The following is a 14,383-nucleotide window of genomic DNA, read 5'->3' as shown; positions in this document are numbered from 1 at the left end:
TCTTTCTGACATTAATGATCACAATTGATAGTCTAAATTAGATTTTAATTTTTGAACACGAAAACATGCTTCTAAATCTTTTAGTGCCTCATCAAAGTCATCGTTCACAATAACATAATCATATTCATTTGCATGCGAAACTTCATTCTTTGCGTCTTGCATACGCCTTTGAATAATCTCATCTGAATCTTGACCACGCTTTTTTAAACGCTCATATAAAGCAGAGAGTGAGGGTGGTAAAATAAAAATACTCACACAATTACTTTTAAAATTTTCTCGTGCTTGTGTTGCTCCTTGCCAATCGATTTCTAAAATTACATCTAAACCTTTTTCTGTCAAAACTGAAATCGCATTTTTAGACGTTCCATAGTAATGGTCAAAAACTTGAGCGTATTCAATGAATGCACCTTCCTTAATCATTTGCTCAAATACATCTTTAGACACAAAATGATAATGTACCCCATTTATTTCTAATGGTCGTGGTTTACGTGTTGTATGCGATACACAAATCCCAAGATTGGTTTGATTTTTAATAAATGCTTTAAGTAAAGATGTTTTACCGGCACCTGAAGGAGCTGAAACAATATAAACCTTACCCTGTTGGCTCACACTACACCTATCCTTGCTTAATATTTTTTAACATTGATTCGACATGAGCCATAAACTTTTTACCTAGCACCTTATCACGTGCAGCCAATTCAAAGTTGGCAATCAAGAAACCCAATTTATCGCCACAATCATAGCGTGTACCATCAAAATGGTAAGCAACCAAACGCTGAGATTCAACAAGTTTAGCAATTGCATCCGTTAATTGAATTTCACCACCTGCACCCTTAGGAATTTTTTCCAAATAATCAAATATTTCACCAGGTAGAATATAACGACCTACCACTGCATTCGTCGAAGGTGCACTTTCCGGTTTAGGTTTTTCAACAATCGCTTGGATACTATTATCAGCTCTTGTCTTTACGATACCATAGGAACCTGTGTCTTTTTTAAGAACCTCCTGCACCGCAATTACACCACATTTTTGATAATAATATTGCTCCATCATCTGTAGTAACGCACCCTTGCCATTAGCGTTGTCAATCAAGTCATCTGCTAGTAACACTGCAAAAGGTTCATTGCCTACCAAAGGTTTAGCACAAAGTACGGCATGCCCTAATCCTAATGCTTCTTTCTGTCGAATATAGGCACAATTAACATCAGCAGGCAAAATATTGCGCACAGTTTCCAATAAATCCAACTTACCTTTTTGTTCAAGGTTATATTCCAATTCAAAATTTTTATCGAAGTGATCTTCTATAGCGCGTTTATGGGTACTCGTTACAAAAATAAGCTCATTAATACCCGCCTCTATGGCTTCTTCAACAGCATATTGAATTAAAGGCTTATCTACAACTGTTAGCATCTCTTTTGGTGATGCTTTTGTTGCAGGTAAAAACCTGGTCCCTAAACCCGCAACAGGAAAAACCGCCTTTGTAATCTTCATTTTTTTATCCTTTTAAAATTTTAACCACCAATTTGCTTTACTTTATCGTTGATCCATTGGTAACAATAATTATTTAATTCGTCTATATTAAGCTCAGATGATGAAATCGCCTGACCAATAGAAAGTGTCACCAACCCAGGTTTAATGAGTCCTGCTTTATTTGGCCAAAAGCATCCTGAATTGTGTGCCACAGGAACAACCATTGCTCCTGTTGACTTAGCTAAGGTAATCGCCGTTTTATGGAATTTTGGATAGTTCCCTATAGCAACGCGTGTACCTTCAGGGAAAATCACAATGCTCAAACCAGAATGTAAACGCTCTTTTCCCATTTGCAAGATCTTCTTAAAGGACTTTAGATTTTGTTTCCGATCAATAGGAATACTATCTACCACTTTTAATGCTTGTCCAAATAATGGAATATTTAAAAGCTCTTCTTTTAACACAAAACAAATATTATGAAGTAGTCCATGTAATATTACTGTCTCCCATGATGATTGATGCTTACAAATATAGATACAAGGCTCTTTTAATAAGTTTTCCTCACCTTCAATTCTGACTCTAAGCCACAAAAAAATTACCAATCCCCAGCGCATTAAGGTCGACCAAATTTGAGCAGGAATGAGTCGAATACGAATAGGCAAACACAATAAGCTTAGAATGACTGTTATTAATGCCAAAATAAATGTTAATAATGCGATGTAAATAACAAAAATGATTTGTCTTAACCATAACACACCATGCCATAAAGCGCGTATTAATTTCATAAAATTGATTCCACAAATTGATATAAATTGTCAAAAACAGGTACTTCTTTTAATGCCTCTTGATGCGTAGTAAGTGTTTTGAGTCCCTTACCAGATTTAACCAAAACAGGTATGCATCCTGCATTATATGCAACTTCAATGTCCCTAAAACTATCTCCCACAAAGTAGACTTTTTTATTAAGTGGAATTTTGAGTTTTTGACTAATTTCCTCTAGCAACCCAACCTTTGGTTTACGACACATGCACTCATCTTCTGGCACATGCGGGCAAAACGCAATATGCCAAATGGCATCGGCATCTTGACCTAAAAGTGTATAAAGTTTTTGGTGCATTTCATGCAAAGCAAAAAGATCAAACAACCCTCTTGCAATACCTGATTGATTGGTAGCAATTGCCACAGGAATATGATGCTTTTTCAAAAGTTTAATCGCCTCAATGCTTCCTACAATAGGTTGCCATTCATCCTTTGATTTAACATAAGCATCTGAGTCTTCGTTGATTACACCATCGCGATCCAATATCACTAAAGCTGGCTTCTTTTTAAACATTTATAAACGTGCCTACTTGATTAAATATTGACGCTTGGCTTTAATGTCACGCCACTGATCGGCATCCTCAGGTGGCTCACACTTTTCGGTAATATTATCCCACACTTGCGAGAGTTCTCGATTCAACTCAACAAATTCCAGTTGATCTTCTGGCAATTCATCCTCGGAATAAATTGCATTCACAGGACATTCAGGCTCACATAAAGCACAATCAATGCATTCATCTGGATTAATGACCAACATATTTTCACCTTCGTAAAAACAATCTACTGGGCAAACCTCAACACAGTCACCATACTTACATTTAATACAACTTTCTGTTACTACAAACGGCATAATCGACACCCTTAGACTCATGAAAATGAGATTATTTTAACACTAACAAATGTATTTGAAAGTCTTAATTAGTCGTTTGTTCCTGCAACTTTTGCAGCACATAAGCCAACTCTTTAGAAATAACGAAGTTATTACGTACCAAAAGGTTAATCGTCTTTGCTTCAAATTGATCTAAAAACCAACACTTCATCTCAAAGTCATAGATAGCGTTAGCACGCAAATAAATGCTATTTAGTCCTTTTTGAAACTCTCTTTCTAACTTATGCTTTGGTGGCAATTTCACCACAATTCTCTGCTTCTCAATATCATAAACGGCACAACAATCAGCTTTTAAAAACGATATCTGGGTCTGAAAATCACGAATTTGTGCAGGTTTTTGGGTATTTTGCTCCTCTGGTAAGCGATAGTTTTTCTGAGCAAGCGCCTTTTGCAGCTGCTGTTGCAAGCTGTAATTTTGCTCTTTTAGTACGTTTTGAGTTTCTATAAGCTGCAAAATACGGGTTTGAAGACTATAAAAGTTTACTTCCAAATGATCATTTTTTTGACGCAGTTTTCTAAGCTTATGTTCATAATCATGCGTCTTACTTTTAATTTCAGCATCAACAAAATTCTGTAACTTATCTTTAAGGTTTAAAGTAATTTGTTTATGTTCATGCAAAGCACAAGTAAGTAACACTTGATCAATGACATAAGCTAAACCGTTTGGTCTTTTATCCTCAATAATAACCTCTTTTTTGGCAAGCTCACGTGCCTTATCTGGATTTTCTTTAAAAAGCAAAACTTTGTCAGCTACATCAAAAAAAGAATAATGCCCTTGCAAGAGCTTACGCACTTTAGCAATGCTAATTTCTTGCCCGTCTCGTTTTAACATTTGACAAGCTTCATTGATCTGACGTTGGCTTAACATAATATGTCTCTAAATCACTTCATCTTTGCGCTTAGTTAAGACTTCACAACCTAATTCAGTCACAACAAGCGTATGTTCCCACTGTGCAGAAAGGTTTTTATCTTTTGTTACTGCCGTCCAACCATCACGCAAAATCGTCACTTGCTTTTTCCCTGCATTAATCATTGGTTCAATCGTAAAGGTCATTCCTGGTTTTAAGATAGTTTTTAAACACTTATGCTCCTGTGGATTTTTAGAAACATAATGTAAGACTTGTGGTTCTTCATGAAAATTTTGACCAATCCCATGACCACAAAATGCTTCTACTATTGAAAAGTTATGAGATTTGGCATGTTTTTCTATCACGTTTGCGACATCTAACAACATATTTCCTGGTTTTACAATCTCAATGGCTTTTAATAAACACTCATAAGTCACCTCTGTTAAACGTTGCGCCATAATCGATGCACTTTCTTTGCCACCAACAAAAAACATCTTACTGGTATCTCCATGAAATCCTTCTTTAATCACCGTGACATCAATATTTAAAATATCGCCTTTTTTAAGCTTCTTATCCGATGGAATACCATGACATACTACATGGTTTACCGATGTACAAATCGACTTAGGAAAACCTTTATAATTTAAAGGTGCAGGAGTGGCTTTTTGCACATCAACGATGTAGTCATGACAAATTTTATCTAGCTCTGCTGTTGTAATACCAACTGCCACATATGGTTCAATCATTTCTAAAACTTCAGCAGCCAAACGACCAGCAACGCGCATTTTCTCAATTTGTTCAGGGGTTTTTAAAATAATCTTATTGCTCATATTTTCTTAAACTTTAATTTAGAATGTTGATTAGCTTTTATGGATTGATCAGTTATCAATGCCATTCTTTCTCACTTTAATCATCATTTTAGGTACCTAAAATGATGAGGTATCTTTTAGTCTTGCCATAGTAAAACATGCGCATAATATTGTACACTCATTGCATTAAATTTTTCGGCTATTTTAAGTCCCAAAATATGTAAAATTATGGTTTATACTACTTGTGAGTCTCGTTATACTAAGGCATTCTAGCAAAAAGTTTTTTTGTCTAAGGACTTACTAATGAACGTACTACAATCACTCTCAGCAACAAGGTTAAACTTTATTCAAGATTATAATCAAACACAACAGCAATATGATGTAATTATTGCTATTTCTAATGACGAGCAGCAATGGTTAAGTCTACCTCATGGAGAAACGATATATCAGCGCAAAATGTATTATGCGCCACACGACAAGAAAGGCTATTTAACTCAACTACCTAACGCTAGAGGAACTCGAATCATTGTTAAACAAAATCTAGGCGATTGTGAGCTTTACTTATGGTTAAAGGATCTTTCTAAATTGCTTTCTGAGGCAAATGTATTAGAAGCCAAACACATTGCCTTGATTACTAATCACGCAGATAATGTAACAGTAGAAGCATGTGTCCGAGCACTTCTTGCCCACACTCAAAACATGCCTAACTTTAAACGCGATAATAAGCCATGCAATGCTGAAATTGATATCATTGGCGATTATATCGAAAGTGATTTTCTAGAAATTATCGCCAAACATAAAGGCAATGCGTTAGCACGCTATCTTACTATTTTACCTACAAATTATTTAACCCCCGCTATCTATATTGAAATATTAGCCAACATGGCTAAAACAGAAGGTTGGGGATATACACTGTATGACAAAGCACAACTTCAAGATATGGGGGCAGGCGCTTTCAGTGCAGTAGCACGTGCATCAGAAGTCGCGGGCATTGTTAAGCTATCCTATACACCAAGGGAGTTTACTAACACCATTGCTTTAGTCGGCAAAGGTATTTGCTTTGATACAGGTGGAGTAAGCTTAAAGCAACCACAACATATGTATGGCATGAATGATGATATGATGGGCAGCGCGGTTGCAGTTGGCAGCTTGCTATCGTTAAGCATCTTACAAGTACCTTTCCAAGTGCATTGTTATTTGGCGATTACCACCAATAATATTGGTGCAAATGCTTTTTTACCTAATGAAGTCATTACCGCTTTAAACGGTAAAACGATTGAAATTGTTGATACCGATGCCGAAGGACGAATGGTACTATCCGATGCACTCTGTCTTGCTAGCCAGCAAAAGCCAGATCTACTGATTGATTATGCAACCTTAACAGGTGCGGCAGTGCGTGCGCTAGGTACTGAATACTCTGCCATTTTCAGTAACAATTATGATTGGCAGCACAATCTCGTCAAATATGGCATAAAATGCGCAGAAAAAGTCTGGCCATTCCCAATGGATAAGCATTATTTAGAAGAACTGAAATCAGATATCGCTGACTTAAAACAATGCTATGTAACGGGTAATGCCGACCATATTCTTGCAGCTAAATTCTTGCAACAATTCGTAGGCAAAGAAATTCGTTGGCTACACATGGATTTAGCTTCTTGCAAACATAAAGGTGGGCTTGCTCCTATTCCAACCGAAATCAGTGGTGTTGGAGTTTGGTACACTTGCGAATTGATTGAGCATTTTTTTGCATAACCTACCTCCTCCCATCATCAAATAATGATTAACAAAAAACAGTCAATGAAACCTAATTAAGGCTATTCAGCTTACATAGTTGATTTATTTTTGAATATTATTTTAAATATCGGCTTTTATGGTTGATGATGCCATTGATTTTGACATCCTTTACTGCTAGATTCACGATTATTCAAGATTTTAGATAATACAAAATGAACACAAAAAACTTATCCTCATTGATATGGTCAATTGCAGATTTATTGCGCGGTGATTATAAACGCTCTGATTTTGGTAAGGTGATTTTGCCCTTTACGGTTTTAGCGCGTGTTGAGGCAGTTCTTGCGCCGACAAGGCAAGATGTTGTCGATAATACACCAAACGCAAAGATTTAGGCATTCCGCTAAATGCCATTTTAACTGCTAAGTCGCAAAACACGTTTTATAACACATCGGAATATACATTAGCTAAATTAAAGGCTGACCCTGATAACTTAAGAGCAAACCTTATTACCTACCTTGATTCGTTTAGTGACAATATCAAAGATATTTTTAATCGATTTAAATTTATAGATCAAATACATTACCTAGATGAAGCCAATTTGCTTTATAAGGTCATCGAGCGCTTTACGAATGAAGATTGCGATTTAAGCCCTGAAGCTGTTTCAAATTATGAAATGGGGAATTTGTTTGAGGAGCTTATTCGTAAGTTTGCCGAGGAATCTAATGAAACTGCAGGGGAGCATTTTACACCACGAGACATTGTACGTTTAGCCACTTCATTAATTTTCAGTGCAGATAATGCGATGTTAACTGATCAAGGCGTGGTACGCTCACTCTATGATCCTACGGTTGGCACAGGCGGTTTTCTAACATCAGCCAGTGAATATATTGCGGAGCTTAATCCCAATGCCCATTTAAAAACTTATGGACAGGAGTTGAATCCTGAGTCCTTTGCCATTTGTAAGGCAGATATTTTAATCAAAGGCGAAGATGCAGATAATATTAAATTTGGCAATACCTTGAGTGACGATCAACTTACGTCTAAAAAATTTGATTATATGCTATCTAATCCACCATTTGGTGTGGAATGGAAAAAGGTTGAAAAGGCAGTAAAAGATGAACATAAGATCCAAGGCTATAACGGGCGTTTTGGCGCTGGATTACCACGAGTTAGTGACGGTTCGTTATTGTTCTTAATGCACCTTATTTCAAAAATGCGTCCTTCACAAGAAGGTGGCAGTCGCATTGGGATTATTCTTAATGGCTCACCCTTATTTACAGGTGGCACTGGTTCAGGGGAGTCTGAAATCAGGCGTTATGTGCTTGAAAATGACTTGTTGGAAGCCATCATTGCTTTACCTACGGATATGTTTTTTAATACGGGTATCTCTACTTATATCTGGATATTAAGCAATAAAAAATTACCTGAGCGCAAAGGCAAAGTGCAACTGATTAATGCCGCAGATAAAGGCAGCCCCATGCGTAAGTCATTGGGATCTAAACGTAAATACTTAGATGAAGATGTTATTGCTGACATTGTTCAAGCGTATGGCAACTTTGAACAAACTAAGACAAGTAAGTTATTTGATTATACTGAGTTTGGTTTTAGACGGGTAACCATTGAGCGACCATTAAAGCTTGCCTTTTACCCAAAAGACGAGAACAACATCAATGCGCTTAAAGAGGATAACGCGTTTTTGAAGCTTAAAGATGAACAACAACAGGAAATATTGAATGCCTTAACAAGTTGCAAAAAAGAAGAGTACTTATCGCGAGATCAATTTATAAAAGACCTAAATGTCAAGCTGACCGCAGCACAATTTAAATTACTGCAAAAACATTTCTCTCAAACCAATGATAATGCTGAAATCTGTGTTGATAGCAAAGGCAACCCCGAGCCAAATACTGACTTAAGAGATTATGAAAATATCCCATTACAACAGGATATCTATGATTACTTTGAAAAGGAAGTCAAACCGCATGTAGCAGATTCCTGGATTGATGAGAGTAAACGCGATGAGAAGGATGGTAACATTGGTATTGTTGGTTATGAGATCCCATTTAATCGTTACTTTTACGAGTATAAATCACCACGCGCGTTAGCAGAAATTGACGCAGAATTAGATGCAGTTACCAAAGAGATATTAGCGCTTTTGGGCGAGGTGCATTCATGAGGTGCTTGCATTTTCGGATCCTTGCGAATATACTTAGGGGCAACATAGCCGCTATGCCTCTGATTCACGCACACTTTAGCGGCTTTTGCGTTTTAAGGGAAACATAAATGGCCCAATTTAGATTAACGGCTAAAATGGCAAGCAGGCTTAAAATAATGGACTTGCCACAATCAAAAGAGCAGTCTTTACCTTTTTATGATGATTGGGCAGTTGATTTGTTAAAAATCCAACGCAAAGATGTTGCCGTGTTTATGCACGTTAACACGCGAGTCACATTAGCTATCCCATTGTTTGAAATAGGTGGTGCAAAATATCTCTTTGATTCGCTGCCAGCAATGATCGAATGGGCGATTAATGAGCTTGAAATTCCAAGGTTTGAAGACTACGGTTGCCAGATTCGTGATTATTTTGAGCCACAGTTAAAGCAGCTTGATTTTTGTAAAACGGATAATCGCAGTGTGACGACACATCTCAATCAATTTAAACAAATCCTAGAGTTTGAATGTTTCCGCCATGGTGAAGTGAGTCAAATAGTTTGTAATAAAACAATGGATTACTGGCAAAGTGCCTTAATCACCAACCCACATACTAAAAAAGAGTACACTAAACCAATTGCGCTTTGGCAGTCGTATCTTGATGGCGATTGCATTAATGAGGGCGAAAATGTCGCTGGTATTGATAATGTGATTCCCTTTCCGCAAGGAGACAAGCAGTGAGTGGTAAACTGAAGCCTTATCCAAAATATAAAGAGAGTGGTGTTGAGTGGTTGGGGGAGATTCCTGAGCATTGGGGTGTAAATCAGATTAAAAGACATGCCACTATAAAGCGTGGTGCATCACCAACACCTATAGATGATCCAAAGTATTTTGATGATAACGGTGAGTATTCTTGGGTGAGAATATCGGATGTTACATCTAGCGATAAATATTTATATTCATCTACTCAAAAAGTATCTAATTTAGGAAAGTCTTTAAGTGTTACCATAGAGCCTGAAAGCCTATTCTTAAGTATTGCTGCAAGCGTTGGGAAGCCTATAATTTCAAAAATAAAAGCATGCATCCATGATGGATTTGTTTATTTTGATCGGCTTTCTTTGAATTCAGATTATTTATATTACAACTTCAAGAGTGAACGACCTTATCAGGGACTTGGAAAAATGGGTACCCAACTTAATTTAAACAGCGAAACAGTTGGCTCTATATATATTGGCATTCCAAGCACTCAAGAACAAATCACCATTGCTAACTATCTAGATAAACAAACCGCCAAAATAGATAAGCTTATTGCCAATTATCAAAAGCTAATTGTGCTTTCCAAGGAAAAACGCACAGCTTTAATTACCCATTGTGTGACCAAAGGCTTAGATCCAACGGTTACAATGAAAGATAGTGGTGTTGAATGGTTGGGGGAGGTTCCTGATAAGTGGAATATATCAAAGTTTCGCTTTTTAGGTAAAGCTATAATTGGACTTACGTATAGTCCAAATGACGTTGCTAATGAAAATAATGGTACTTTGGTTTTAAGGTCTTCAAATATTCAAGATGGTATAATTACGTTTGATGATAATGTTTATGTCTCAAGTAAAATTTCAGAAAAGCTAACAACCAAGAAAGGTGATATTTTAATATGCTCAAGAAATGGAAGTAGAAAATTAATTGGTAAAAATGCCATGATAGATGATAGCTCTAGTGGCTTATCTTTTGGAGCATTTACCATAGTATTTAGATCTGATAATGTTGATAATAGATACTTATATTGGGTATTTAATTCATCGTTATTTGAGTATCAATCTGGAAGTTTTCTGACAACTACTATAAATCAATTAACCACAGGCAATATAAATGACTTTGAGTCGCCATATCCACCTATCCAAGAACAAGCTGCCATCGCAAACTACCTAGACCAACAAACCGCCAAAATAGATCAAACAATTGAGAAAGCAGAACAGGCGATTGAGCTGCTAAAAGAAAAACGTACTGCCTTAATCACCGTGGTAGTCACAGGCAAAGTGGACGTAAGGGAGTGTGTTTAATGTCAGTGGAAAATCAATCGCAATTTATTATCTATCAGACTGAATCAGGTAAAACAAAAATAGAAGTCCGTTTGCAGGATGAAACCGTTTGGTTGTCTCAAAAAAACATGGCTGAGCTATTTCAAGTTTCAAAATCAACGGTTAGCGAACATATTAAACATATTTATGAAGAAGGTGAGCTTGAGCAAATTTCAACTGTTCGGAATTTCCGAACAGTTCAATTTGAGGGTGAGAGACAAGTAAATAGAGCTGTTGATTATTATAATTTGGATATGATCATCTCAGTGGGATATCGGGTTAGATCTCATGTTGCAACAAGATTCCGCCAATGGGCAACTAATCAATTAGCAGAGCAAGCTTATCATACATTTCATGCCAATGAGATAAAGCATAATGATCAGCGGTTAAGTGATTTTGATATAGCCATTGATCAATTACCAAAGGGAAGAGGCAATAAATGAGTACAAAACATCACGAGAAAAAAATGGAAGAGCAAGTTGTTTTAGATATGTGCGCACCCGAGTGCGGTTGGGTTGAAGGCGTTTCAAGTGGCTACAATAAGTCATTGGCATTATATACAGAGGATATACTTGAGTATATTAAAACGACACAACCTGAAGCCTATGAGAAATATCAAAACCGCTTTAAAAATAAAGCAGATGATGAGATTAGCAAACTCGCTGCGAAAAAGATTCATGACAAAGGTGCTTTGCATTATTTGCGACATGAAATAAAAGCACATCCAGCAAGATTAAAACTATGCCAATTTAAACCGCAGTTACATAATGAGACTTTGGAACGTAATTATCATGCCAATATTTGTCGCGTAGTCAGGCAAGTATTTTATTCTGAAAATAATAAAAATAGCATTGATTTGGTGTTATTTGTTAATGGTATTCCTGTGGCAACCATCGAGTTAAAAACCGACTTTACGCAAACGGTTGACGATGCAATTGAGCAATATAAATCAGATCGTTTACCAAAAGATAAGCCGACACGTAAAGATGAGCCATTGCTTACTTTCAAGCGTGGTGCGTTGGTGCATTTTGCAGTGAGTACCGATGAAGTGTATATGACGACTAAGCTTGAAGGCAAAAATACCTTTTTCTTGCCTTTCAACAAAGGTCATAATGGCGGTAAAGGCAATCCGCATAAACCAGAGGGCTTTGCAACTGAATATTTATGGCAGGAAGTTTTAAGCAAAGAGAGTTTGCTCAATATTTTAGCTAAATTTATACATCTTCAAGTTGGTGAAACAACAACAGCTGAAGGTGTTAAGCAGAAAAAAGAAGGTTTGATTTTCCCGCGTTATCACCAGCTTGATGTGGTGAGAAAATTACTTCAAGCCGTACATACTGAAAAGGTTGGTCAGAAATATTTAATCCAACATAGTGCAGGAAGTGGCAAGTCTAACTCTATTGCATGGCTTGCGCATCAATTATCATCATTGCATAGTAATGAAGGCAGGCGTTACTTTGATACCGTAATTGTAATTACCGATCGCACGGTTTTGGACAGTCAGCTACAACAAACGATCAAACAATTTGAGCAAGTTGACGGCTTAGTGGTACCTATTGAGAGAAACTTGAGCTTTCAAAGCAAATCTAATCAGCTTGCTGTCGCCTTAAAAGATGGTGCTGCGATTATCCCTGTGACGATTCAAACCTTTCCTTTTGTATTGGATGAGATACAAAAAACCACTTCATTAAAGGATAAAAACTTTGCTATTATTGCCGATGAAGCACATTCATCTCAATCAGGCAAAACAGCGCAAAAAATGAAGGAAGTATTAAATGCTGAAATGCTTGATGATGAGATGAGTGCTGAGGATGTATTAAATGCAACTCTTGAGAGTAAAGGCAAACTAACCAATATCAGTTTTTTTGCATTCACTGCCACACCAAAACACAAAACCATGGAGCTGTTTGGGCGACCTGCAAATCGAAGTAAACCAACAGGCAAGGACAACCCGCCACTACCATTTCATGTTTATACCATGCAACAAGCCATTGAAGAAGGATTTATTCTCGATGTTTTGAAAGATTATACAACCTATGAAACCGCGTTAAAGATTATCTCAAAAGATGGCGAGCGTGAAGTAGAAACCAAGCAGGCAAAAATCAAACTTAAGCGCTATACCACTTTACATCCTTATGCGATTGCACAGAAGATTGACATTATTCTTCATCACTTTGCCACTTCAATTAAATCATTATTAAACTACCAAGCCAAGGCAATGGTGGTTACCTCCTCACGCAAGGCCGCGGTAAGATATAAAATTGAGTTTGATCGCTTTTTAGAAAAAAATAAAGGTAATCCACTTTTTGATAACGTTGCAGCAATGGTTGCTTTCTCTGGTAAAGTTAATGATGATTATCAAGGGGATGAAAAGGAATATACTGAGCTCAATATGAATCCTACATTAAAGGGGCGTGATATGCGTGATGCCTTTGATACGGATGATTATCAAGTCATGCTTGTTGCTAATAAATTTCAAACAGGCTTTGACCAACCAAAGCTTTGCGCTATGTATGTTGATAAGAAATTAAGTGGTGTTGATGCTGTACAGACATTATCACGCTTAAATCGCACCTATACGGGCAAAGATCATGTTTTTATCTTAGATTTTGTCAATAAAGCTCAAGATATAAAAGAAGCGTTTGAGCCATACTATAAGGCGGCTGAAATCACCGATGTAACTGATGAAAATTTAGTGTATGAGCTTTATGAAAAGCTTGATGAATATGGTATATTTACCACACCTGAAATAAATGCTTATTCGGCAGTATTTTATCAGCACAAAAACCTACAAAATCTAATGAGCGCTGCTATTAAGCCCGCAGCAGATAGATTTAAAGGGCGTTATAGACAGACTATTGAGGCAATCAAGCACGCACAACTTGAGCTTAATCGCGCAAAGGATTCTAATGATGAGATTGCTATCAAAAATGCAAACTCACAGCTAAAAGAAGTCTCAGAAGCCAAAAATTACTTAGATGTGTTTAAAAAATCGTTATCAACCTTTATCAGAATGTACGACTTCTTGTCTCAGGTGCATGATTATAATGATATTGAACTAGAAAAATTCTCAAGTTATGCGCGTGGCTTGTTGCCAAATTTATATACCACTGAACTAGCACCTGAGGTTGATATTGGCGATGTGGTACTTACTAACTACAAGCTAACTAAACAGGCAACCCAAAGCATTGACTTGAAAGGCAGCAAAATAGATGCCATTAACCCAGGTCAAGCTAAAGCACGAGATCAGAAAACTGAAGTTTTGAGCAAAATTATCGATCAATTCAATAAGTTATTTTCGGGGGACTTTAGTGATGAAGATGCTATCAATTTTGTGACCAGTGTTAAAGATAAAGTGAAAAAAGATGAAAAAACCATGGCACAAATTCATGCTAACGATAAACAGCGCGCAATGGAGGGAAGTTTGCCGCAATCAGTAGAAAGAGCTGTTGTAGATAGTCTACGTACTCATACGGATTTAAGCATGCAAGCGCTAGGACAAAAAGAAAAAATGGCATTAATTACTTCTTTGATTGCAGATATGATTTATTCTGAAAAGGCAGACAGTGGGCAACTTACAACTAAGTGAT

The 14,383-nt window shown here is 36.9% G+C and carries 14 protein-coding genes and 1 pseudogene; 8 read left to right on the top strand and 7 right to left on the bottom strand.

Annotated features, from left to right (window positions below):
• Positions 1-18: 18 nt before the first annotated feature.
• The 7 genes from gmk to map form a co-directional block, all read right to left on the bottom strand.
• Complete coding sequence (gmk, locus tag M1V25_RS01415) at positions 19-609, bottom strand: guanylate kinase (protein ID WP_116963265.1); 591 nt, start codon at positions 607-609, stop codon at positions 19-21.
• Positions 610-616: 7 nt separating this feature from the next.
• Positions 617-1,492: a UTP--glucose-1-phosphate uridylyltransferase GalU gene (gene galU, locus M1V25_RS01410; protein ID WP_498842226.1), complete on the bottom strand. Its 876-nt coding sequence runs from the start codon at positions 1,490-1,492 to the stop codon at positions 617-619.
• Positions 1,493-1,512: 20 nt separating this feature from the next.
• Positions 1,513-2,256: a lysophospholipid acyltransferase family protein gene (locus M1V25_RS01405; RefSeq protein WP_116963263.1), complete on the bottom strand. Its 744-nt coding sequence runs from the start codon at positions 2,254-2,256 to the stop codon at positions 1,513-1,515.
• Positions 2,253-2,804, bottom strand: coding sequence for a D-glycero-beta-D-manno-heptose 1,7-bisphosphate 7-phosphatase (gmhB, locus tag M1V25_RS01400; RefSeq protein ID WP_498842225.1), 552 nt, complete (start codon positions 2,802-2,804; stop codon positions 2,253-2,255). Before gmhB ends, M1V25_RS01405 begins: the two co-directional genes overlap by 4 nt.
• A 12-nt stretch (positions 2,805-2,816) precedes the next feature.
• Positions 2,817-3,140 carry a ferredoxin FdxA gene (fdxA, locus tag M1V25_RS01395; protein ID WP_116963261.1) on the bottom strand — a complete coding sequence of 108 codons (324 nt, stop codon included), beginning with the start codon at positions 3,138-3,140 and terminating at the stop codon, positions 2,817-2,819.
• Between the two features lie 64 nt (positions 3,141-3,204).
• Positions 3,205-4,047, bottom strand: coding sequence for a hypothetical protein (locus tag M1V25_RS01390; RefSeq protein ID WP_116963260.1), 843 nt, complete (start codon positions 4,045-4,047; stop codon positions 3,205-3,207).
• Between the two features lie 9 nt (positions 4,048-4,056).
• Positions 4,057-4,857 carry a type I methionyl aminopeptidase gene (map, locus tag M1V25_RS01385; RefSeq protein WP_116963259.1) on the bottom strand — a complete coding sequence of 267 codons (801 nt, stop codon included), beginning with the start codon at positions 4,855-4,857 and terminating at the stop codon, positions 4,057-4,059.
• A 282-nt stretch (positions 4,858-5,139) separates the two neighbouring features.
• Between map and M1V25_RS01380 the strand changes: the two genes are divergently transcribed.
• The 8 genes and pseudogenes from M1V25_RS01380 to M1V25_RS01345 all read left to right on the top strand — a co-directional run bounded on the left by M1V25_RS01380 (position 5,140) and on the right by M1V25_RS01345 (position 14,382).
• Positions 5,140-6,588 carry a M17 family metallopeptidase gene (locus M1V25_RS01380; protein WP_498842224.1) on the top strand — a complete coding sequence of 483 codons (1,449 nt, stop codon included), beginning with the start codon at positions 5,140-5,142 and terminating at the stop codon, positions 6,586-6,588.
• Between the two features lie 194 nt (positions 6,589-6,782).
• Positions 6,783-6,962, top strand: coding sequence for a type I restriction-modification system subunit M N-terminal domain-containing protein (locus tag M1V25_RS01375; RefSeq protein ID WP_498842223.1), 180 nt, complete (start codon positions 6,783-6,785; stop codon positions 6,960-6,962).
• Positions 6,963-6,964: 2 nt separating this feature from the next.
• Positions 6,965-7,135: pseudogene (locus tag M1V25_RS01370) on the top strand (hypothetical protein); the annotation flags it as partial.
• Between the two features lie 33 nt (positions 7,136-7,168).
• Entirely contained in the window at positions 7,169-8,743 is a 1,575-nt protein-coding gene (locus M1V25_RS01365) for an HsdM family class I SAM-dependent methyltransferase (RefSeq protein ID WP_498842222.1), read from the top strand.
• Between the two features lie 107 nt (positions 8,744-8,850).
• Positions 8,851-9,459, top strand: coding sequence for a DUF6933 domain-containing protein (locus M1V25_RS01360; protein WP_116963256.1), 609 nt, complete (start codon positions 8,851-8,853; stop codon positions 9,457-9,459).
• Positions 9,456-10,775 (top strand): restriction endonuclease subunit S, encoded by a 1,320-nt coding sequence (locus M1V25_RS01355; RefSeq protein WP_498842221.1) that lies wholly within the window; start codon positions 9,456-9,458, stop codon positions 10,773-10,775. The genes M1V25_RS01360 and M1V25_RS01355 overlap by 4 nt, the downstream gene beginning before the upstream one ends.
• On the top strand, positions 10,775-11,236 hold the full coding sequence (locus tag M1V25_RS01350; protein WP_498842220.1) for a virulence RhuM family protein: 462 nt from the start codon (positions 10,775-10,777) through the stop codon (positions 11,234-11,236). Before M1V25_RS01355 ends, M1V25_RS01350 begins: the two co-directional genes overlap by 1 nt.
• Complete coding sequence (locus M1V25_RS01345; RefSeq protein WP_498842219.1) at positions 11,233-14,382, top strand: type I restriction endonuclease subunit R; 3,150 nt, start codon at positions 11,233-11,235, stop codon at positions 14,380-14,382. The genes M1V25_RS01350 and M1V25_RS01345 overlap by 4 nt, the downstream gene beginning before the upstream one ends.
• Position 14,383: the final 1 nt, after the last annotated feature.

The sequence above is a fragment of the Candidatus Nebulibacter yamunensis genome (assembly GCF_024208055.1).
Lineage (GTDB): Bacteria > Pseudomonadota > Gammaproteobacteria > Francisellales > Francisellaceae > Caedibacter > Caedibacter lacustris.
This window is presented reverse-complemented; position numbering and strand designations above follow the sequence as displayed.